20 protein-coding genes and 1 pseudogene are annotated in these 21,682 nt (G+C 64.6%); 15 read left to right on the top strand and 6 right to left on the bottom strand.

Annotation, left to right across the window (positions count from 1 at the left end; translation table 11 throughout):
* Position 1 precedes the first annotated feature (1 nt).
* Together QU595_RS24765 and QU595_RS24760 are read left to right on the top strand one after the other, a co-directional pair.
* The gene (locus tag QU595_RS24765) at positions 2–1,330 is read left to right on the top strand and encodes a cation:proton antiporter (RefSeq protein ID WP_315926954.1); all 1,329 of its coding nucleotides are present in this window, start codon (positions 2–4) and stop codon (positions 1,328–1,330) included.
* A gap of 36 nt (positions 1,331–1,366) precedes the next feature.
* Positions 1,367–1,894 (top strand): DUF4142 domain-containing protein, encoded by a 528-nt coding sequence (locus QU595_RS24760; protein WP_315926952.1) that lies wholly within the window; start codon positions 1,367–1,369, stop codon positions 1,892–1,894.
* Between the two features lie 337 nt (positions 1,895–2,231).
* Here the strand turns inward: QU595_RS24760 and QU595_RS24755 are convergent, their stop codons facing one another.
* Together QU595_RS24755 and QU595_RS24750 are read right to left on the bottom strand one after the other, a co-directional pair.
* The gene (locus tag QU595_RS24755; RefSeq protein ID WP_315926950.1) at positions 2,232–2,873 is read right to left on the bottom strand and encodes an alpha-ketoglutarate-dependent dioxygenase AlkB; all 642 of its coding nucleotides are present in this window, start codon (positions 2,871–2,873) and stop codon (positions 2,232–2,234) included.
* Between the two features lie 72 nt (positions 2,874–2,945).
* A complete protein-coding gene (locus tag QU595_RS24750) occupies positions 2,946–3,941 on the bottom strand; it encodes an ATP-dependent DNA ligase (RefSeq protein ID WP_315926948.1) in 996 nt (331 codons plus the stop codon).
* Positions 3,942–4,242: 301 nt separating this feature from the next.
* Between QU595_RS24750 and QU595_RS24745 the strand changes: the two genes are divergently transcribed.
* Together QU595_RS24745 and QU595_RS24740 are read left to right on the top strand one after the other, a co-directional pair.
* Positions 4,243–5,160 (top strand): hypothetical protein, encoded by a 918-nt coding sequence (locus QU595_RS24745; RefSeq protein WP_315926946.1) that lies wholly within the window; start codon positions 4,243–4,245, stop codon positions 5,158–5,160.
* Positions 5,161–5,483: 323 nt separating this feature from the next.
* Positions 5,484–6,170 carry an OmpW family protein gene (locus QU595_RS24740; protein WP_315927309.1) on the top strand — a complete coding sequence of 229 codons (687 nt, stop codon included), beginning with the start codon at positions 5,484–5,486 and terminating at the stop codon, positions 6,168–6,170.
* A 27-nt stretch (positions 6,171–6,197) separates the two neighbouring features.
* Here the strand turns inward: QU595_RS24740 and QU595_RS24735 are convergent, their stop codons facing one another.
* From QU595_RS24735 to QU595_RS24725, 3 genes are all read right to left on the bottom strand, one after another.
* Positions 6,198–6,743, bottom strand: a complete 546-nt coding sequence (locus QU595_RS24735; protein WP_315926944.1) for a HutD family protein — start codon at positions 6,741–6,743, stop codon at positions 6,198–6,200.
* Between the two features lie 144 nt (positions 6,744–6,887).
* A complete protein-coding gene (locus QU595_RS24730) occupies positions 6,888–7,646 on the bottom strand; it encodes a GntR family transcriptional regulator (protein ID WP_315926942.1) in 759 nt (252 codons plus the stop codon).
* Positions 7,643–9,007, bottom strand: coding sequence for a formimidoylglutamate deiminase (locus tag QU595_RS24725; RefSeq protein ID WP_315926940.1), 1,365 nt, complete (start codon positions 9,005–9,007; stop codon positions 7,643–7,645). The genes QU595_RS24730 and QU595_RS24725 overlap by 4 nt, the downstream gene beginning before the upstream one ends.
* Before the next feature lie 141 nt (positions 9,008–9,148).
* Here QU595_RS24725 and hutI point away from each other — a divergent pair, with 141 nt between their 5' ends.
* The 10 genes from hutI to QU595_RS24675 all read left to right on the top strand — a co-directional run bounded on the left by hutI (position 9,149) and on the right by QU595_RS24675 (position 19,745).
* A complete protein-coding gene (gene hutI, locus QU595_RS24720) occupies positions 9,149–10,351 on the top strand; it encodes an imidazolonepropionase (protein ID WP_410000564.1) in 1,203 nt (400 codons plus the stop codon).
* Positions 10,344–11,885: a histidine ammonia-lyase gene (hutH, locus tag QU595_RS24715; RefSeq protein ID WP_315926938.1), complete on the top strand. Its 1,542-nt coding sequence runs from the start codon at positions 10,344–10,346 to the stop codon at positions 11,883–11,885. The genes hutI and hutH overlap by 8 nt, the downstream gene beginning before the upstream one ends.
* Positions 11,882–12,673, top strand: a complete 792-nt coding sequence (gene hutG, locus QU595_RS24710) for an N-formylglutamate deformylase (RefSeq protein ID WP_315926936.1) — start codon at positions 11,882–11,884, stop codon at positions 12,671–12,673. The genes hutH and hutG overlap by 4 nt, the downstream gene beginning before the upstream one ends.
* The gene (locus tag QU595_RS24705; protein WP_315926934.1) at positions 12,670–13,836 is read left to right on the top strand and encodes a CoA transferase; all 1,167 of its coding nucleotides are present in this window, start codon (positions 12,670–12,672) and stop codon (positions 13,834–13,836) included. Before hutG ends, QU595_RS24705 begins: the two co-directional genes overlap by 4 nt.
* A complete protein-coding gene (locus QU595_RS24700) occupies positions 13,833–14,996 on the top strand; it encodes an acyl-CoA dehydrogenase family protein (RefSeq protein ID WP_315926932.1) in 1,164 nt (387 codons plus the stop codon). Before QU595_RS24705 ends, QU595_RS24700 begins: the two co-directional genes overlap by 4 nt.
* A 15-nt stretch (positions 14,997–15,011) precedes the next feature.
* Positions 15,012–16,679 carry a urocanate hydratase gene (hutU, locus tag QU595_RS24695; RefSeq protein ID WP_315926930.1) on the top strand — a complete coding sequence of 556 codons (1,668 nt, stop codon included), beginning with the start codon at positions 15,012–15,014 and terminating at the stop codon, positions 16,677–16,679.
* Between the two features lie 102 nt (positions 16,680–16,781).
* Entirely contained in the window at positions 16,782–17,600 is an 819-nt protein-coding gene (locus QU595_RS24690; RefSeq protein ID WP_315926928.1) for a transporter substrate-binding domain-containing protein, read from the top strand.
* 57 nt (positions 17,601–17,657) lie between these two features.
* Positions 17,658–18,305: an amino acid ABC transporter permease gene (locus QU595_RS24685; protein ID WP_315926926.1), complete on the top strand. Its 648-nt coding sequence runs from the start codon at positions 17,658–17,660 to the stop codon at positions 18,303–18,305.
* Positions 18,305–18,967, top strand: a complete 663-nt coding sequence (locus QU595_RS24680) for an amino acid ABC transporter permease (protein WP_315926924.1) — start codon at positions 18,305–18,307, stop codon at positions 18,965–18,967. The genes QU595_RS24685 and QU595_RS24680 overlap by 1 nt, the downstream gene beginning before the upstream one ends.
* Position 18,968: 1 nt before the next feature.
* The gene (locus QU595_RS24675; RefSeq protein ID WP_315926922.1) at positions 18,969–19,745 is read left to right on the top strand and encodes an amino acid ABC transporter ATP-binding protein; all 777 of its coding nucleotides are present in this window, start codon (positions 18,969–18,971) and stop codon (positions 19,743–19,745) included.
* 169 nt (positions 19,746–19,914) lie between these two features.
* Here the strand turns inward: QU595_RS24675 and QU595_RS24670 are convergent, their stop codons facing one another.
* The gene (locus QU595_RS24670) at positions 19,915–20,271 is read right to left on the bottom strand and encodes a hypothetical protein (protein ID WP_315926920.1); all 357 of its coding nucleotides are present in this window, start codon (positions 20,269–20,271) and stop codon (positions 19,915–19,917) included.
* Positions 20,272–21,283: 1,012 nt separating this feature from the next.
* Here QU595_RS24670 and QU595_RS24665 point away from each other — a divergent pair.
* Positions 21,284–21,634 (top strand): annotated as a pseudogene (locus tag QU595_RS24665) (IS630 family transposase); the annotation flags it as partial.
* Between the last annotated feature and the right edge of the window lie 48 nt (positions 21,635–21,682).

The following is a 21,682-nucleotide window of genomic DNA, read 5'->3' as shown; positions in this document are numbered from 1 at the left end:
CATGCAAGACATGCCGAATATGGTCGCCTCTTCCGCAGGGACCGCGCTCGCGATCGGAGCGGTTGTGCTGCTGACGGCATGGCTGCCTATCGTCTTGCGCATTTTGCCTCTCTCGCTCCCCATAGTCGCGGTGGCAGCCGGCTATTTGTTCCCGCCCGGCCGATGGCTGGAGATCGCAAGGCAGACGCCGATCAGCTATTCGCTGATCGAGCACGTCACCGAGTTCGTCATCCTGATCTCGCTGATGGGTGCCGGGCTCCGGATACAGCGCCCGCTTTCCTGGCATCGTTGGCGCACGACCGCACGCCTCATCCTGCTCGCGATGCCCCTCACCATCGGCGCCATCGCGCTGCTTGGATACGCAATGATCGGTCTGGCCTGGCCGGCGGCCCTGCTGCTCGGTGCCGTGCTTGCGCCCACCGACCCGGTTCTGGCCGCCGAGGTGCAGGCAGGAGCCCCGAACGAGGAGGAAGGCGGGGAGGTCCGCTTCGCCCTTACCTCCGAGGCAGGATTGAACGACGGCCTGGCCTTTCCCTTCGTGGTCCTGTCGATGACCCTGCTTACGTTTTCGTGGCAAGCGACATGGCTGCGGTGGCTGACCATGGATCTTCTGTGGAGCGTCGGCTGTGGCCTGGCCGTCGGTTTTGCCGCCGGGCGTATCTTCGGCTGGCTGACGTTCCGCCTGCCGAGACTGCCGCTGTCCAAGACCGATGACGGGCTGGTGGCCGTCGGCGTGACGCTGATCTCCTATGCGCTTGCCGATTTCGCCCATGGCTACGGCTACATCGCCGTGTTTGTCGCCGCGGTGACCCTTCGCGCCGAGGACCGGGACAACGAATTCCACTCTGCGATGGCCGACCTGTCGGAACAGATAGAACGCATATTGATGGTTATGTTGATGGCCGCCTTCGGCGCCGCACTGGCTGCCGGCGTGCTGAAGCCGCTGAGTTGGAGCGATGCGTTACTCGGGCTGATCGTGCTGCTAATATTCCGGCCGCTGATCTGCTGGCTCAGCCTGTCCCGGTTGCCGCTTCCGCTCGGCGCGCGCGGCCTAATCTCCTTTTTCGGGATTCGCGGCCTGGGCACCTTCTATTACATGGCTTATGCGGCGGGCCGCATCGACCTTCCCCAAGGCGAGCGGCTGTGGGCGATCGCATGTTTCGTCGTTCTCGTTTCCGTGCTGATCCACGGAGCAACGTCGACACCTCTCATGGGATGGGCGGATCGCAGGCGGCGAGCGAAAGCGATTTCGCCTTCGCAGCAACCTCGCAGCCCCGACACTTCGGCTCCGATATCCGGCGCATCGGGGCGTCGCGATGGAACGATTTGAGCCTGCTCCAGTTCGGGCCGCAAAAAGGAGAAAATCATGAAAACGCTCGCCATTGCCGTCGTCGCGGCGCTTACGACCACTGCGGCGTTCGCCCAGTCCGCCACCGAGAGCACGGGGCTGAACTCGCTGGTCGGGGCGGCTCCTTCCACGGAGGACTTTGTGAAGGAGGCCGCGACCAGCGACATGTTCGAAATCGCGTCCAGCAAGCTTGCGGCGGAAAAGGGCGATCCCGCTACCGAGACGTTCGCCGAGCAGATGGTCAAGGATCATGAAAAGACGACCAGCGAGTTGAAAGGCATCGTGCAGGGCAATGGAAACAAGCCCGCCCTGCCCACGAGCATGACGGAAAGTCAGCAAAGCATGCTGGAAACGTTGAAGGGCCTTCAGGGAAAGGAATTCAACGACCGCTACCATGCCGATCAGGTAACCGCGCACAAGGATGCGGTGGATCTCTTCAAGCGCTATGGCGGGAAAGGCGACCAGGCTGCGCTCAAGACCTGGGCCTCGAACACTTTGCCCGCCTTGCAGCATCATCTCGAAATGGCTCAGCAACTCAACAAGTGAGGCGCAAAGTTAAGTAAGGCGCAAAGTTTGCCAAGCGATCCGGCGTTAGACGGTCCCGCAGCCGAGCACCTCATGAGGAAGGCGTCCGCCCTTCCTGTCCGCGACCGCCGTGGCGAAGCCGGCCTTGCCTGCGGGTTTGATGTTTTCGGAAAATTCTCTCGGATGACCTCCCAGAGGCGGCAGGTAGCGGTCTGCTGGCACTCGAACCCCGCCACCGTTCTGTCGGGGAGGAGGAGAACGGTGGCGGGGTTGCCGAGGAGCGGCTGCATGAACCTTTCGAACTCTGCCGGCGCAACGATGTTCCATGGACCCGGTGCGCGAATATCTTTCCAATAGCTCAGTCGGTCTCACCCGCCTCCGCCACGCGCCCATGCGCCTGCGTGCGCAACGTTCGCAACGTGATCGAATAGCGATGCCCGGCCACAGGAGGAATGCTGTGCTCCCATTCGCTGCGCGCCGGCCCTGCCATGAGATAAGCCGACCTCGGCTCGACGACGATCGTCTTGCGTTCCCATTTCTGGCCGTTCTTGCGCCGCAGCCGAAAGCTGCATGGTGCAAGCAGGGAGACGCCTGCCACTTCTTCGAACTGCGGCTTGTCCCGGTGCCAGCCTATCCCGGCGCCCTCGCGATATTCGTTGATCAGCACCTGTACGAAAGCGGTTGCAGGGCGACCGGCAAACGCCGCCACTTTGTTCCTCAGCGGCATGAGAAAATCGGGAATGGACGCTGCCTCGACGACTGCCCGCCGGTCATAGTCGTAGCGGAGACCGAACGCCACCACACGGCGGTTTGCGAGATGGCCGTGGAAGTCAAAGGGCTGGAACGGCAAGGTTCCAAGCTGGCGGACGAGTTCTGCTTCCTCCCCGGCCGTAATCAGGTCCGGCTGATAAAGGAACCCTTCCGGCAGGTCGTCGCGCCGTCCAAAAAGGTCGGCCTGCTCGACCGGTACGGCGCTCCTGGTTCCCGAGAAACGTGTCATGCCCCTAAACATGGAAATGGCGGCGCGGCTGGCAAGACGGCATGGGCAGATGCAGCGGAGCGCCGACGGCCGTTACGAAAGCTGATCGAACGTGCACTGCCTGGGCGACTTGTCGGGGCGCCAGCGCAACAGCCTTGTGCCATGCCTGAAGCGGTCGCCGGTGACATGATTGTAACTCACCTCCACCACCAGATCAGGCCTGACGGGCTGCCAGTCGCCCGAGCGCTCGGTGCTCCAGCGGCTGCGGCCGCCGGGAGTGCGCCCGGTGAAGCTGGACGGAGCTTTCAGCGCTTCCAGCTTGCGTGTCAGTGCGGCCCGCTCCGTGTTGGCGATGGTGGAGGTGAAACCGACATGGTGGAGCAGTCCTCGATCGTCATAGAGCCCGAGCAGCAGTGAACCGACTTCCGGCCTTTCGGTCAGATAGCGGAAACCGGCGACGACGCAGTCGGCGCTGCGCGACCGCTTGACCTTCACCATCGCTCTTTCGCCGGGGCGATAGGGTTCGTCGAGCGGTTTTGCGACGATACCGTCCGTCTCGCCGGAACGATCGGCCAGCCAGCGGGCCGCGACATCGCGATCGCGGGTCTGCGGCGAAAGGCGCATGCCTTCGATGCCCGCGCCTGGCAGCAGCGCCTCCAGAGCCGGTCGTCTCCTGGACAGCGGCTTTCGCAGGAGATCCCGATCGTCGGGCAGGGCCAGCGCATCGAAAAGGATCGCGGTGGCCGGGGTTTCTACCGCAAGCCTGCGTATGCGGCTTTCCGCCGGATGCAACCGCATCTGTAGGGCATCGAAGGAATTTCGTCCGCCCACCTCGATGACGAGTTCGCTGTCAACCACGAAGCGGGATGGCTTCGCCCGGCGGAAGACATCGAGCACCTCCGGAAAAAACCGGCTGAGCGACTTACCCGATTTGGCGCGAAGCTCGACCGCGGCGCCTTCCTTGAAGATCAGGCAGCGGAACCCGTCCCATTTCGGCTCGTATTGCCAGGGGCCGCCCTCAACGGGAATTTCGCTCGCGGTCCTTGCCTCCATGGGCGGGGTCGAGAGAGGCAAGAGGAAATCAGTCATGACGTCCGAAACTCAGGCGGGCGGGCCTTGTTCCAGCGCCGCCAGGTCCCCCTCCGTCCCTGGACGGAGCGGGGCATCGGTGGCTGGCCCATGAACGGCAGACCGGCCGCAATATCGGTGGCGTTGCCTGTCCGGCTGGAACTTTTCGACGCCCTGCGCGCTGTGAACATGTGTCTAACGATTCCGTGAATCACGATTTCAACAGGAGGCAATCATGGGCCGCGGTATTCTGCTCTGGCTTCTCGGAATTCCCATTCCGATCATCATCCTCATCATGCTGTTCATGCGGTAGGAGGGCATCATGGCAAGGACCTACATGGCCGACGACATGGAAGCGTCGGTCGAATCCGCCTCATCCGCAGTCAGCTGGGGCCCCATCATCGCCGGCGCCTTCGCCGCTTCGGCGCTGACCTTCATCCTGATGCTGCTCGGCTCCGGGCTTGGGCTCACCATGGTTTCCCCGTGGTCGAACGAAAGCGCCAGCGTGACGACCTTCGCGGCATCCACCGCGATCTGGCTGGTCGTCGTCCAATGGCTTTCGTCGGGGGTCGGCGGTTATCTGACCGGCCGCCTGCGGACCAAATGGGTCGGCATCCACACCGACGAAACCTTCTTCCGGGACACCGCGCACGGCTTCATCACCTGGGCGCTTGCCACGCTCCTGGTCGTGTTCGTTCTGGGCTCCGCCTTGTCATCGGCGATCGGCACCGGCGTGCAGGCAGCCTCGAACGTCGCTTCCGGTGCGGTCATGGGCGCTTCGGCAGGCACGACCGCGAATAGCGGCTCCAACGGGAGTAACGCCACTTCCTACTTCGTGGACACGCTGTTCCGCCCGGCTGATCCCGCCCGCCTGGCCGCGCCCGGCGCGGAAGGCGACGCGGCTGCAGCCGCGCAGGCAACGCGCATCCTGGCGGCGAGCGCTGCCTCGGGCCAGGTATCGGACAGCGACAAGACCTATCTCGGCCAGCTCGTGGCCGCCCGCACCGGCTTGTCCGAGGCCGACGCGAAAGCCCGCGTCGACGCCGTGCTCGCCCAGGCGCAGGAGGCCAAGGCCAAGGTGCAGCAGGCCGCCGACACCGCGCGGAAAGCAAGCGCGACGTTTGCGCTGGTCGGCACGCTGTCCCTGGTCATCGGGGCGTTCATCGCTGCCGCGGCGGCAGCTTTGGGCGGCAGGCAACGCGACGACCAGGAGGCACTTTTTCTCACCACGCGAAATTGAAATCATGCGTCTCCGGCTATCGTAAGGCCGGGGACGCAATCCGTTCAGCGCATGATCGCGACATCGCCCTGCGGGGCCGGCGCGCCCTCGCCTCTGACGCCGGCTTTCTTCGACGCCAACCGGTACGCGCCGGCAAGGTTTTCCGGCGGAAGCACATGCGGTTGCCTTCAACTGTCGGTTTGCGACATTTTTTGCAACATTTAATTGCATAGTCAAACAGGGTGCAACTCCTGCGATCCTTGTTGATCCAGGTCAAACATCATTCGCGCGGCGTGGCACAGATTGCCTTCATTGCAGCACCGATTTCGAAGGTAATCACCATGATGGGACAATATTTCACCAGAACCGTTCTTGGTTCGGCGGCCCTGGCCTTGATCGCGACGCAACCCGTTCTCGCGGCCGATGTGGTCGTGGCCGAGCAGGCTCCGGTCATGGAGCCGGCCTATATAGCGGCGTCGCCATGGCAGGTCCGCCTGCGCGCGCTCGGCGTGATCGCCGATGATTCCGGCTATGTGAACGGGGTCCCCGGCTCCGACCTGAGCTATTCCAGGACGGTGGTGCCGGAACTCGATATCTCCTACTATTTCACCGACAACATCGCGGCCGAATTGATCCTCGGCACCACCTACGCCAACATCAACGGCGAAGGCTCCATCGAAGGCCTGGGAAAGATCGGCAAGACCTGGATCCTGCCGCCGACCCTGACCCTGCAATATCACTTCACCAATTTCGGCGCGTTCAAGCCTTACGTCGGTGCCGGCGTCAATTATTCGATCTTCTATAACCAGCGCGAAGGAAGCGCCGATTATCTAAAGGTCAAGAACACCTTTGGCGGCGCCTTGCAGGTCGGCTTCGACTACATGATCGACCAGCATTGGGGCTTCAACGTCGATGTCAAGAAGCTATTCCTTGAGCCGAAATTCGACGTCACGGTGGGCGGTCAGGAACTGAACGGCAAGGCCAAGCTCAATCCGTGGCTGATCGGCACCGGCGTCACCTATCGCTTCTGACCGACACCGCTGACTTCGTCGCCGCGTTCAGCCGGATATGCGCACGTCCAGCACCAGCGCTCCGGCAAGGGCGGCGACGAGCGACGGCGCAGCGGCTTGAAGATCGACAAGATCGAGCCGCGCAAGCGCGGCCCGATCCTCCAGCAGCAGGGCAAAACGCACCCGCGCGTTCGCGAGATTGCACCCGAGATCGAGCGGGCCGCGCACCACCTCCGCCTTGAGCGGGCGGCGCACCATCACGTTGAAATCGAGCAGCGCCTCATTCTCAAGCCGCGCCGCGGCAGGGATATCGCCGGAGAAGGAAAAGGGCCCGCTGGCCGCATCGAGCAGCCGTTCCTGGCCTCCGACGGACAGGACCATCGCGCCGCCCTCCAGCACCGTCAGCACACGGTCCACGCCCGGAAAAACGGAGAACGGGCCGGAGGCGGCGACGATGGCCGTGCTGATGCGCCAGCCGAAATTCTCGAAATCCGCGCCGAGCGGCGAGACCGCGATCTCGGCCGTTTGACCGCCGCCATTTTTCCAGGGGCGGAACACCCGGTTCGAAAGCCGGAAAATTCCTGTTTCGGTCATGTCTTCAAGATCCCCGAAATGGGCAAGCGCCTGCTCTTGTCGATGCGGCCATCTTGCAGCTCCAAGAGGACGGCGCGTAGGATTTGTAGCGCATGAGCGATCTGCGCTGCTTCATGATCCGCACCCTCGGCCCCAATCTTCGTCCTACGTACCCACACCCCGTTGCACCGGCCAATGAAGCCGGCTCTGGCTGTTTTCGGTACCGACGAGATGGCCCGGCTGAAACGCCACCCTGACCGTGGTGATCGGGCCGAGGTCGTTCCAGGTGGTGCGATGCATGATCAGGAGCGCCCGTCCCGGTTGTGTCTGCAACAATCTGGCATCGCGCCGGTTGGCGTTCTCGGCCGAAAAGGCGAGCTCGGCGCGCAAGTAGGGCGCATTTCGCACCAGCCACTCATTGGCGTTCAGTTGCCGGAAATCGGCTTTTTCTAAGCTTGGCGCGGCACGCGGATTGATCCAGCGGTCCTCAAGCTGGAAGGGCTGCCCGTCGCCATAATGCACGGCGCGCATGTGAACCATGACCTCGCCTTCGGGAAGGTCGAGCCGCGCGGCGATCTCGGGGGGAATCGGGCTGCGCCGCTGCGCCACCACGCGATAGCCGTAGACCATGCCGGCCTGTTCGACCTGTTCGCGCACGATGGAGATGGTGAAGGTCGCCTTGCGCACCGGATCGACCGCCACGCGCGTGCCGGCTCGGCGGCGGCGATCCAGCAGCCCTTCGTCGGCGAGAAGCTGCAACGCCTTGTTGACGGTGGCGCGCGCCGCGACGAACTCGACCGCCAGATCGGCTTCGTCGGGTATGCGGTCGCCCTGGCGCCACACGCGCTCGACGATGCGGCGGCGCACCTCATTGGCGATGTTCTGCGCCTTGGAGGAAGTCGGGCCGCTTGGCTTGTCGGTCACATCCGCTCCTGCAGTCCGCCGATACAGGCCAGATAATCGGCCGTGATCCGGTCGTGTTCCAGATGCCGGCCGGCGCGCACGACGTGGCGGCCCGCCGCCCAGACGTCGCGCACCAGCCCCTCGCCGCCGGCGAAGATCAGGCTGTCGAGAAGTTCGTCGCCTTTACGGCCGAACAGCACCGGATTGTCCAGTGAAACCGCGCACAGATCGGCCCACAGGCCGGCGGCGATGGCGCCGGTTTGGCGGCCCGCCGCCGTCGCGCCGCCGTCGAGCCCGGCTTCGTAGATCACCCGGCCGGTGGAGCGGCCCGGTTCGGCCAGAACGGCGCGCGCTGTGTCGCGCAGCCGCTGGCTGTATTCCAGCGTGCGCAGTTCCTCGACCAGCGAGATGCGGATGTTGCTGTCGGAACCGAAGCCGAGCCGCCCGCCCGCGTCCTTCCAGATCGTGCCGTTGAAGATACCGTCGCCCAAGCTCGATTCCGTGATCGGGCACAAGCCTGCGACAGCCCCGGTAGCGGCCAGGCGGCGGGTCTCGTCCTCGGTCATGTGGGTGAGATGGATCAGCGTCCAGCGCCGGTCGGGCTGGTGGTTGTCCAGCAGCCATTCGACCGGGCGGCGGCCGCGCGCGGCCTGCACCTCCTCGATTTCCGGGATCTGCTCGGCCAGATGCATATGCAGCGGCCGGCCGGGACGGAGATTCTCGCAGAACGTCAACGCCTCGGAACCGACTGCACGCAGCGAATGCGGCGCGACGCCGATGCCGGCATCGGCCGGCAGATGGCTGAGCGCCGCCTCGGCAGCATCAAGCAGCGTCGCGAACTCGTCCGGCGTGGTGCCGAAGCGCTGCTGGCCGGGGCCGAGCGGGCGACGGTCCACGCCGCCGAACTGGTAATGCACCGGCAGCAGCGTCAGCCCGATACCGGTGCGAGCGGCCGCCGCCGCGATCCGTTCCGACATTTCGGCGATATTGTCGTAGAATGCCCCGCCGGGCCTGTGATGCAGATAATGGAACTCGACGTTAGTGGCGTAGCCGGCTTCCAGCATTTCCATCTGCACCAGCGCGGCGATGGCCTCGACGTCCTCGGGCGTCACGTGGTCCAGGAACCGATACATGATCTGGCGCCAGGTCCAGAACGTGTCGCGCGGCTGTGGCCCCCGCGCTTCCGACAGGCCCGCCATGGCGCGCTGGAAGGCATGGGAATGGAGGTTCGCCATGGCCGGCAACAGCAGGCCGACCCGTTGCCCTGCCGCTGCAGCGCCGGTTTCGACTTTGGCGATTCGGCCGTCCGCGCCCAGGTCGACGAGTACGTCTTGTGCCCAACCCTCCGGCAGCAGTGCGTGCTGGGCCCATAACATTGTCATTGCGTTCTCCATTTTTGCCGGTCTGGCGTCGGGCCGCCTTGCCCACATAAGTTTAGACATAGCATCAAAATAAGTTTAGACATAGACGCCAGATTATGTTTAGACCCAGAAATCAGCGGGTCATTCCGGAGTGCGCGCCAGATGCAGGTTCTCAGCAACGCCGTCGTAGCGATCATGGATGATGAAGCGTCGGGCTATCGGGTCGTCGAAAGCGCCTCGATTGTGATCGAGGGCGACAGGATCGTCTGGGTCGGCGCCCATGTTGATCTGCCTGAGCCCTACGGCAATGCACTTTCCCGCGACCTGGCGGGGCGGCTGGTCACGCCCGGCCTGATCGACTGTCACACCCACATCGTCTATGGCGGCGACCGCGCGCGCGAGTTCGAGATGCGCCTGGAAGGCGCGGGCTACGAGGAGATCGCGCGGGCCGGAGGCGGTATCCTCTCAAGCGTCCGCAACACCCGCGAGGCAAGCGAGGACGAACTTTTGGCGACGGCGCTGCCGCGCGTGGACACCCTGCTTGCCGAAGGCGTCACCACGCTGGAGATCAAGTCCGGCTACGGGCTCGACATCGATTCCGAACTGAAGATGCTGCGAGTCGCGCGCCGCATCGGCGAGCTGCGTCCGGTGCATGTCGTCACAACCTGGCTCGCCGCGCACGCCCTGCCCCCGGAATTCAAGGACGACCGCGCCGGCTATATCGATCGGGTCGTGATCGCCGGCATGGATCAGGGCCATGCCGAAGGGCTGATCGACGCGGTGGACGGGTTCTGCGAGGGCATCGCCTTCTCGGCCAAGGAGATGGCGCGCGTCTTCGATCATGCCAAGGCGCTCGGCCTGCCGGTCAAGTTGCATGCCGAGCAGCTTTCAGACCTGCATGGTGCTGCGATGGCGGCCGAGCACGGCGCGCTTTCGGCCGACCATCTCGAATATCTGGGCGCGGACGGCATCGCCGCCATGGCGAAGGCCGGGACCGTCGCCGTCCTTTTGCCCGGTGCCTTCTATACGCTGAGAGAAACGAAATATCCGCCGCTCCAGGCATTGCGGGACGCCGGCGTGCCGATCGCGCTGGCGACCGATTCCAACCCCGGCACCTCGCCGCTCACGTCGATCCTGCTAACAATGAACATGGGCGCGACCCTGTTTCGCATGACGCCGGCCGAATGCCTGCGCGGCGTGACGCTCAATGCCGCCCGCGCGCTGGGCCTTGCCGACCGCGGTGTGATCGCGCCCGGCGCCCGCGCCGATCTGGCGATCTGGGACATCAAACACCCGGCCGAGCTTTCTTATCGCATCGGCTTCAACCCGCTGCGCGCCCGCATCTTCGGAGGAAAGAATGTCTGAGCTTGTCCTGACACCCGGCCAGGTCACCCTGGCCGATTTGGAGCGCGTCTGGCGCGAGGGATTGGCCGTCCGGCTGGCCGAAAGCGCCCGCGCCGGCATCGCCAACTCCGCTGCCGCGATCGACGCTGCCGCAAATGGCGATGTGCCGGTCTATGGAGTGAACACGGGCTTCGGCAAACTCGCCTCCATCAAGATCAAGGCCGAAGATACGGCCACCCTTCAGCGCAACCTCATCCTGTCGCATTGCTGCGGCGTAGGCGAAAATGTCGAGGAAGGCACCGTGCGCCTCATCCTGGCGCTGAAGCTTCTGTCGCTCGGCCGAGGCGCCTCCGGCACGCGTCCCGAAGTCGTCAAGCTGATCGAGGACATGCTGGCCAGGGGCGTGCTGCCGGTGATCCCCTCGCAGGGTTCGGTCGGCGCGTCGGGCGACCTTGCCCCGCTGGCGCATATGGCCGCCGCGATGCTGGGCGAAGGCCGCGCCACCTATCAGGGCCGCGAAATGGCCAGCGCCGAGGCGCTGGCCGCGGCTGGCCTGAAGCCGGTGGTGCTTGCCGCCAAGGAAGGCTTGGCCTTGATCAACGGCACGCAGGTCTCGACCGCCTTTGCACTGGCGGGCCTGTTCGATGCGTTTCGTTCGGCGCGCAACGCGCTGGTGTCGTCGTCGCTCTCGACCGACGCCATCATGGGATCGACCGCGCCCTTCCTCGACGAAATTCATCAGTTGCGCGGCCATCGCGGCCAGATCCTCGCCGCCCGCGTCATCCGCGAGTTGATGGACGGCTCTGAAATTCGCGAGAGCCATCGCGTCGGCGACGCCCGCGTCCAGGACCCCTATTGCATCCGCTGCCAGCCGCAGGTCACGGGCGCCTGCATCGATCTCCTGACCCAGGCCGGCCGCACGCTGGAAATCGAGGCCAATGCCGCCACCGACAACCCGTTGGTGCTGATCGAAAGCGGCCAGATCGTCTCGGGCGGCAATTTCCATGCCGAGCCGGTGGCCTTCGCCGCCGACCAGATCGCGCTCGCCATCGCCGAGATCGGCGCCATCTCGCAGCGCCGTATCGCGCTGATGGTCGACCCGGCGCTGAGCCACGACCTGCCGCCCTTCCTGACGCCCGATCCCGGCCTCAACAGCGGCCTGATGATCGCCGAGGTCACTTCGGCCGCGCTGATGAGCGAGAACAAGCATCTTGCCACGCCCTGCTCGACCGATTCCACGCCGACTTCGGCGAACCAGGAAGACCACGTCTCCATGGCTGCCCATGGCGCGCGCCGCCTGAAGCGGATGAACGCCAACCTTGCCCATATCATCGGCATCGAAGTGTTGTGCGCTGCCGCCGGCGTCGAGTTCCGCGGACCGCTGAAGACCTCTACTCCGCTTCAGGCGGTGATCGCGCGCTTGCGCAAGTCGGTCACGGCGCTGGATCAGGACCGCTATATGGCGCCTGACCTTGCCGAAGTCGCCGAGCTTGTCCGTACCGGCGCCCTGCTCGAAGCCCTGCCGGACAACCTGTTGGCCGAGGTCCAGCCGTGAACCCGGTCGAGATCGTTCGCGGCGACAGCCCTCTGATCCTGGGCCTGCCGCATACCGGGACCCATCTGCCGGAGGCGATCCTGGCCAGGCTCAACGCGCGTGGCCGCATCCTTGCCGACACCGACTGGCACATCGAGCGCCTTTATGACGGGCTGCTGCCCGGCGTGACGACGGTGCGGGCGACGTTCCATCGCTATGTGATTGACGCCAATCGCGGTCCCGACGATGCCAGCCTCTATCCCGGCCAGAACACGACCGGCCTCGTGCCCGTCACCGATTTCGACGGCGAGCCGATCTGGACCGAGGAACCGACGCCGGCCGAAATCGCCGAGCGCAAGGCAAACTTCCACGCGCCTTATCATGAAGCGCTCGCCGCCGAGATCGAGCGGGTCAAGGCCAGGCACGGCGTGGCGATCCTTTATGATTGCCATTCGATCCGTTCCGTCATTCCGTTCCTGTTCGAGGGTGTCCTGCCCGACTTCAATATCGGCACGAACAATGGCACGACCTGCGATCGGCGCATCGAGGCCGCGACTTTCGACATCTGCGCCGGGAGCGGCCGCACGCATGTGCTGAACGGCCGCTTCAAGGGCGGCTGGACCACGCGTCACTACGGCCGGCCGCAGGACGGCGTCCATGCGATCCAGATGGAACTGGCCCAGTCCACGCATCTGCAGAGCGAAACCCCGCCCTTCGCCTATGACGAAGCCAGGGCCGCCGCACTGCGCACGACCCTGGCGGCGATCCTCGAACGGCTCGCCGCGCTCGCACCGGAGCTGAAGGCATGAGCGGGCCGCTTTCCGGCGTCAAGGTGCTCGACCTGTCGCGCGTTCTGGCGGGGCCGTATTGCACAGCGCTGCTGGCCGATCTGGGCGCCGAGATCATCAAGCTGGAGCCGCCGGCCGGTGACGACTACCGGCATGTCGGTCCGTTCAAGGACGGCGAAAGCGCGCTGTTCACGCTCAACAATCGTGGCAAGAAGAGCATCGCGCTCGATCTCAAGAAGCCGGACGACCTGCAACTGGCGCAGGCGCTTGCCGCCCGTGTGGACGTGGTGGTGGAAAATTTCCGCCCCGGCGTCGCAGCCCGGCTGGGTCTTGGCACCGAGGCGCTGCGCAAGGCCAATCCCCGGCTGATCTACTGCTCCATCTCCGGCTTCGGGCAGGAAGGCCCCTTCAAGGACCTGCCGGCATACGATCTGGTGGTGCAGGCCATGTCCGGCCTGATGGCCGCGACCGGCGAGGATGGCGGCGCGCCGCTGAAGACCGGCGAAAGCATCGCCGATCTGATCGCCGGCCTGTTTGCGAGCTGGTCGATCATGGCCGCCCTCGTCCAGCGCAATGCGACCGGACAAGGCGCAACGCTCGACGTGGCCATGTATGACGCGCTGTTTTCCATGCTGACCACCAGCCATGCCCAGCATTTCTACGACGGCGTGCTGCCCGGCCGCGTCGGCAATCGCCATCCGCTATCCACCCCCTTCGGCTGCTTCAGGACGAGCGACGGACAGGTGGTGATCGCCGTGCTCAACGGCAGCCAGTTCGAGCGTCTGGCCGGCCTCATCGGCAAGCCGGAGATCGTGAACGATCCGCGCTTTGCCAGCGACAGCAGCCGTACCGAACATGAGCCGGCTCTGCGCGCATTGATCGAGGAATGGTCGGGCGCGCTGACGACCGAGGCAGCCGTCGCGGCACTCGCCGCGCAGGGTCTTCCGACCGCGCCGATCTGGGACATCGCCCGGGCGGCCGACAACGACCACGCCGCCGCACGCGGGCTGGTCAGCACGCTTGCACACCCCGTTCTGGGCCATGCGCCGGTCGTCGGCCAGCCGGTGCGCTTCGACGGCGCCAAGCCGGTGGCCTCCACGGCGGCGCCACGCCTTGGCGGCGACATCAAGGCGGTGCTGAGAGAATTCGGACTGGAGGAATTTGAGTTGGAAGGTCGGGCATGACGCAGATTGAAGATCCCTGGCACATGCTTTCCGACGAGGAACGCATGTTCTGCGAGGTGCTTGAGCGGCTGTGCGCGGACAAGATCGCCCCGCTCGCGGCCGAGACCGACGAGACCTCGCGCTTCGTGCACGAACAGCTCGCGACCCTGGGCGAAGCGGGCATGATGGGCGCCAACCTGCCGGAGGCCTATGGCGGCAGCGGCATTTCCGCCCCCGCCCTGCTGCGTGCGGTTGCCATCGTTGCCGGAGCCTGCGGCTCCACCGCCTCGGCGCTGACGGCGCATTATCTGGCAACCGATTCCATTCTGATCGGCGGCACCGAGGCGCAGAAGCAGGAATGGCTGCCCAGGGCAGCTACCGGCGAGGCGCTCGGCGCGTTCGCCCTGACCGAGCCCACCGCCGGTTCCGACCCCGCCGACATGAAGACGCGGGCGCGGCGCACCGAAAAGGGCTGGCACCTCAAGGGCACGAAGTGCTTCATCTCCAACGGCGGCGTCGCTGACTTTATCGTGGTCTACGCAGTGACCGATCCCGAAAAGGCGCATCGCGGCATCTCGGCCTTCATCCTGCCCAAGGGTACGCCCGGCTTCGAGGCCGGGCCGGCCGAAAAGACCATGGGTCTCAAGGGCGGCCATGTGTTCACGCTGAGCCTGGACTGCGAGCTGCCCGAAAGCGCGCTGCTCGGCGAAGAAGGCAAGGGCTTCCGCACCGCCATGCAGGTTCTCGACAACGGACGCATCGAGGTCGCCGCGCAGTGTCTCGGCCTCGCCGGCGCCGCGATGAATGCGGCGGTTGCCTATGCCAAGGACCGCATTATCGGCGGCATTGCGCTGTCGGAGCGGCAGGGCATCCGCTGGATGATCGCCGACATGGGTCTTGCGTATCATTCGGCGCTGCTCTTGTCGCAGGAAGCCGCGCGCCAGCGCGACCTGGCGCATCATCATGGCGGACGTTTTTCGCTGGCCTCGTCCATGGCCAAGCTCGGCGCGTCGGAGGCGGCGGGAAAGATCGCCGACACCGCCCTGCAATTGCATGGGGGCTATGGCTATACGCGTGACTTTCCCATCGAACGGATCAACCGGGACCTGCGCATCATGCGCATCTACGAGGGATCCAGCGAAATCCAGCGCATCATCATTTCCGGCAATATGCTGGCCTGACCAGGGAGTAGAACCGTGAACAATCCCAGACACAACACACGCGACGTCTTCCCACCGACGGGTTCCGAGATCACAGCCAAAAGCTGGCTGACCGAGGCGCCCATGCGGATGCTGATGAACAATCTGCATCCCGACGTCGCCGAGAACCCGCACGAACTGGTGGTCTATGGCGGCATCGGCCGCGCCGCCCGCACCTGGAAGGATTTCGACCTGATCGTCGACAGCCTGAAGAAGCTGGAGGCCGACGAGACCCTGCTGGTGCAGTCGGGCAAGCCGGTCGGCGTCTTCAAGACCCACAAGGACGCGCCGCGCGTGCTGATCGCCAACTCGAACCTCGTGCCGCACTGGGCGACATGGGATCATTTCAACGAACTCGATAAGAAGGGCCTGGCCATGTACGGCCAGATGACCGCGGGCTCCTGGATCTATATCGGCTCGCAAGGCATCGTTCAGGGCACCTACGAGACCTTTGTCGAGGCCGGTCGCCAGCATTATGGCGGCAGCCTCAAGGGCAAATGGATATTGACCGGCGGCCTCGGCGGCATGGGCGGCGCCCAGCCGCTCGCTGCGGTGATGGCCGGCGCCTGCTGCCTGGCGGTGGAATGCGACGAGACCCGCGCCGATTTCCGCCTGCGCACCCGCTATGTCGATGAAAAGACGCATTCGCTCGACGAGGCGCTGGCGCTGATCGATCGCTGGACCAAGGCCGGCGAGGCGAAGTCGGTGGCGCTGATCGGCAATGCCGCCGAGGTGTTCCCCGAACTGGTCCGGCGCGGCGTCCGCCCCGACATCGTCACCGACCAGACGTCCGCACACGATCCGGTGCACGGCTATCTGCCGCTCGGCTGGTCTGTCGCCGAATGGCGCGCCAAGCAGGAGAGCGACCCCAAGGCCGTGGAAAAGGCGGCCCGCGCCTCCATGAAGCAGCATGTCGCCGCCATGGTGGACTTCTGGAACATGGGCGTGCCGACGCTCGACTACGGCAACAACATCCGCCAGGTGGCGCTCGAGGAGGGCCTGGAAAACGCCTTCGCCTTCCCGGGCTTCGTGCCGGCCTATATCCGCCCGCTGTTCTGCCGCGGCGTCGGCCCGTTCCGCTGGGCGGCGCTGTCGGGCGATCCGGAGGACATCTACAAGACCGACGCCAAGGTGAAGGAGCTGCTGCCCGACAACAAGCACCTGCACAATTGGCTGGACATGGCGCGCGAGCGCATTTCCTTCCAGGGCCTGCCGGCGCGCATCTGCTGGGTCGGTCTCGGCGACCGTCACCGTCTCGGCCTCGCCTTCAACGAAATGGTGCGCAAGGGTGAACTGAAGGCGCCGATCGTCATCGGCCGCGACCATCTGGATTCGGGTTCGGTCGCCTCGCCCAACCGCGAGACAGAAGCGATGAAGGACGGTTCGGACGCGGTCTCCGACTGGCCGCTGCTCAACGCGCTGCTCAACACCGCCTCGGGCGCGACGTGGGTGTCGCTGCACCATGGCGGCGGGGTCGGCATGGGCTTTTCGCAGCATTCCGGCATGGTGATCTGCTGCGACGGCTCCGAGGATGCCGATGCGCGTCTGGCTCGCGTGCTGTGGAACGACCCGGCCACCGGCGTCATGCGCCATGCCGATGCCGGCTACCAGATCGCGGTCGATTGCGCCCGCGAACACGGGCTGAACCTGCCTGCAATTCTTTGACAATCTTCGCGCCGCCGGCCTCTGGCGGCGCGCATGAAAATGCTCAATAGCTAATCCTGTCCAGCGATCGTCGCTAAACAGGCACCAGGGAGAAACCACCAGATGACTTTTTCCAGAACTCTGAAATCGGCGCTGTTCGGCCTGGCCGTGCTCGGCCTGACCGTTCCGGCCATGGCCGACCAGCTTTCCGACATCAAGGCCAAGGGCAAGATCGAGACGGCCACCGACATGCATTACGCGCCGTTCGACATGCTCAACAACGGCACCTATGAAGGCATGACGAAGGATCTCTTCGACGGCGTCGCCAAGGAGATCGGCGTCGAGCCGGTCTACCAGGACATTCCCTGGACCGCCGAGCTGCCCGGCCTCGAGGTCAAGAAGTTCGACATCGTGATCGCCCCCGTGACCATCACGCCCGAGCGCCTCGAACGCTACGCCTTCAGCCTCCCGATCGCCGACGCCACCGTCGCGCTGGTGCGTGCCGCGTCCAACACCGAGATGAAAAAGCCCGAAGACATCAAGGGCAAGACCGTCGGCGTCCAGCAGGGCACCGCGCAGTTCAAGCAGTTGCAGGCCTTCGGCGACAAGCTGGGCGGCGTGAACGTCAAGGAATACGGCACCACCGACGAGGCCTATGCGGACCTCGCGGCCGGCCGTCTGGACGCGGTCGCCGGCTCACTGCCGAACCTCGCCTATCTGGTCAAGACCCGGCCGGAGACCTTCGCGATGTTCGATAAGGCCACCTTCGGCCAGCCGACCTATTTCGCTTGGGTGGCGCGCAAGGACAAGGACAGCGAAAGCTTCGTCAAGGTGGTCAACGACGCGCTGCTCAAGATGACGGATGACGGCCGGATCAAGGCCATCCAGGAGAAGTGGCTGGGCAGCTACACCGAGCTGCCCCGCGAAGTCCCGACCAAGTGATGAGACGCCGTGGGCGGGAGTGATCCCGCCCGCGTTTCCCCGCCAGGCGCAGCAGCGATGTTTTCGATCTCGATCTTTCTGGGCAGCTTCGAACCGCTCTTCTGGGCAGCGCGCTTCACGCTGCTGATCTCCGTCCTCGGCATCGGGCTCGGGCTGGTGATCGGCGCGCTAGTGTGCGCTGCCGCCCTGTCCCGCGCGGCCTGGCTGCGCCGCGTCGCGGCGCTCTGGGTCAGCTTCCTGCGCGGCGTTCCGCTGCTCGTGCAGCTTCTGCTTTGCTATTACCTTTTGCCCGTCATCGGCATCAACGTACCGGCGATGGTCGCCGCCGTGGTCACCGTCGGCATCTGCTCCAGCGCCTATGTTTCCGAAATCTGGCGCGGCGCCATCATGGCCCTGCCCCGGGGGCAGACCGAAGCGGCGACCGCCATCGGCATGGGGCCGTGCGACATCTGGACCCGGATCATCCTGCCCCAGGCGGTCAAGATCTCGCTGCCGGCGCTGGTCAATGAGATGATCCTGCTGGTCAAGGCCTCGTCGCTGGTGTCGGTGGTAGGCATATTGGAGGTCACGCGCGCCAGCCAGGCGCAGGCCGCCACCACCTTCCGCCCGCTGGAGGTCTACCTCGCGGCCGCCTGCATCTACCTGCTCATCAATCTCTGCCTCGCCGCACTGGGGCGCTATCTCGAGCACAGGATGAGCGTCTGATGAGCCTGTCTATCCTCCAGCAATATTGGCCGATCCTGCTGAGCGGCTTCGGGCTCACGATCCTGTGCTGGGTGCTGGGAACGATTTTCGGCATGGTGCTGGGGCTGTTCATCGCGCTGGCGCAGCGCTACGGGCCTCGACCCCTCGGCTGGCTGATCCAGGCGTATATCGAGATCATCCGGGGCACGCCCTTCCTCGTGCAGCTCTTCGTCCTCTATTACGGCGGCCCGCTGCTCGGCCTGCGGCTGGAAGCGCTGCCTGCGGGGCTCGTCGGCCTCACCATCTATGGCAGCCCCTATTTCGCCGAGATCTTCCGATCGGGATTCCTCGCGGTGCCGGTGGGCCAGCTCGAGGCGGCTCGCGCCATCGGCATGTCGGAATTCGCCATCGTACGCCGGATTCTTCTGCCTCTCGGCCTCGTCTCCGCGCTGCCGGCGCTGGTCAATTTCTCCATCATTCTGACCAAGGAGACGGTGATCCTGTCGATCATCACCGTGCCGGAGCTGATGTATTCGGTGCAGCGCATGTCCACCGAGACGTTCCGCTACCTCGAGGCAAACCTGGTGCTGGCGCTGTTTTTCTGGGCGCTGGTCGAAACCATTTCGCGTATCGGCCGCCGGCTGGAAGCGCGCATCACGAAACACCTGGTCGAAAGGACGTAGGATGCTTGCCGCGTCATCCGTCGAGATCCGCAAGGTCAACAAATATTACGGCCCTTTCCAGGCCCTGAAGGACGTGGATCTGTCGATCCTGCCCGGCAAGGTGACCTGCCTGATCGGACCATCGGGCTCGGGCAAGTCCACGCTGCTGCGCTGCATCAACTTCCTGGAAGAATACGATTCCGGCGAGATCACCATCGACGGAAAACTGATCGGCTATGTCAGCCCCGGTGGCCGCAAAATGCCGGGCCGCAAGCTGCGCGAGATGCGCCGGTCCATCGGCATGGTGTTCCAGCAGTTCAACCTCTGGCCGCACATGACCGCCTTGCAGAACGTGGCCGAAGGGCTGATGCGCGTGCGCGGCATGCCGAAAGCCGAGGCCGAGGCCCGCGCCGCCGAGGCGTTGAAGAAGGTCGGGCTCAGCGACAAGATGGCCAATCATCCCTCGCGCCTGTCGGGCGGCCAGCAGCAGCGCGTTGCCATTGCGCGTGCCATCGCCATGGAGCCGCGTCTGATGCTCTTCGACGAACCGACCTCGGCGCTGGATCCAGAACTGGTCGGCGAGGTGCTGAGCGTGATGAAGACCCTCGCCGCCGAAGGCATGACCATGGTGGTGGTCACTCATGAAATGGGCTTCGCCGCGCATGTCGCGGACCAGGTGGCCTTCATGGAAAGGGGCGTTCTGGTCGGAGTGGACGCGCCTTCCAGGATCCTGCACCATCCGGAAGACGCCCGCATCCAGGCCTTTTTGCGGACCTATCACGAACGCAACAGCTTCTGATCGCCATAAGGACGCAGGCGCCAGCCTCCCCTGCCCTGCCGCCGGAGAACATTCTCCGGCTTAGCGAGCGCTCATTTCCGTTCGCCTCTTCGAGGACAGGACGCATTCGGTAGACCTTCGGGTGCGCTAATTATGTTTCAGGACCCCTGAAACCGCACATGCTGTCGGATTATGAGAAATAGCCGATACAGTGGAATAATCGTTTTTTTGCGAGCGCCGGCGGAGAAAGCAGCGGTCCGGCCCGGCAGGTCGCCGAGATTGCCGGCGAGACCCCGCGTTCGTCAAGGCACAGACGGGCATCCTCCATGTTTTGCTCGGCACTGGGACTTTCGTGGCGCTTCCGCCAACTGGTTTGAAAAACGGCAGCAGAACGCGGCGCACGGATGATCCCAGCGACGATCTGCCCGATATCATACGCCATGGGTTCGAGTTGACGGCGCGCGGCATACCCCCTCCCCTGCTGCGGGGAAAACATCGGTTCTGAAAGAGCAAGCAGCAACGGCAGAACGGCCTTGCCGATACACAAGGGCCGTAATCGGCCGAATGCGTCTGCCGTTTTTTGGTGGAGCAACACGCTCCGCCGGTAGCCGACGCGGCTATGATGTGGACCGGAAAACCTGTCCGCACTTGAGCAGAAACAGCACCTTGGCAGCCCGCCCGACCTCGGCCGGCCAGGCGCCACATCATTGTCCAGGCGTCAGAAAAGCAGCACCAGATGCAAGGTTCAGATCCGTTCCGCTCGATAGACCGGCGATCGTCGGCACCAGCGTTGAACTGTGCGCGGTACGGCCAGGTGCTCGGCGGAAAAAAACGGCACATCGCTACCGGAGGCAACATCTGCAAGCGGTATACCCTGCCCCGTTTTGGAACGACCCGATCCGGCCCGAGCCCTGCGACTGTGCTGGAGACGCCGGAAGCAGACAGCTGCGGCCAGCGCGATCACGATGCTGCTCGTCGCTTTCGTTGGCGTCGCGCGCTAAGATTGAGAGGCTCGGCGCAGAGAGAGAGAGAGAGAGAGAGAGAGAGAGAGACTGGACCACGGACGCACGAACAGATCGACCCTACAATAAGTGTCGCCGACAACAGTCCGTGGCAGAACAGACGGCGCGGGACATCAAGGTCGGCGCAGGGCCTCCGACACCTGCCCTCGCCGCGCTGAAAGTCGAGTGAGTTCCTCCGTTTCATCTCTAGGCCGTGACTTAGGCGGAAAATAGCGGGGATGCAGACTCCGACCGCTTCAACCCACCCAGGATCGCCGCATCGGACGGATTCTCCGCCCAAACCGAATCTCTTAGCAGGACAGCCCGTCGCAGAGCCGGTGCGAGCATCTGCGTCTGCATCAGCTCGTATGAGAAACCGCATGGCACGGCGCCGCCAGGCTTTGGCGCGACCAGCCCACTGGAAATCCGGAATCGTGCCGAACATCGGTTGCGTTCAGCGTTGTCGGCTAGAGCGGTTCAAGATTTGACGGAATCGGATGGGATTCCCGATTTGTCGGATTTGTGATTCAAGATGCTGGCTGGAATGGAGGCCAGCATCTGATGGCGCGACCTCTTTCGGACGATCTTCGCGAACGGGTTGTGGCAGCGGTATTGAGTGGTGAGAGTCGCCGGTCGGCCGCCAAACGGTTCGGCATTTCGGTTTCGGCGGCGGTGAAGTTGTTGCAGCGTCATCGGGCGACTGGCTCGGTTGCGCCCGGCAAGATGGGTGGACATCGCAAGAGGGTGCTGGAGCCGCATCGTGCTTTCATCGAGGGCCGTCTGCGTGAAACACCGCATCTGACGCTGTATGGTCTGAAGGATGAGTTGGCCGCTCGCGGGGTGAAGGTGTCGCATGACGCGGTGTGGCGGTTCCTGCGCTGCGAAGGTCTGCGGTTCAAAAAACGTATGGCCCGCCCCGTCTGCAAGAGGGTTTTGAAGGCGGCGTGAGAGGTCTGC

Origin of the sequence: Mesorhizobium sp. SP-1A (assembly GCF_032460275.1) — a bacterium.
In the GTDB taxonomy this organism is placed as follows: Bacteria; Pseudomonadota; Alphaproteobacteria; order Rhizobiales; family Rhizobiaceae; genus Mesorhizobium.
The sequence above is the reverse complement of the archived record's forward strand: the minus strand, read 5'-3'. Positions and strand labels throughout refer to the sequence as shown.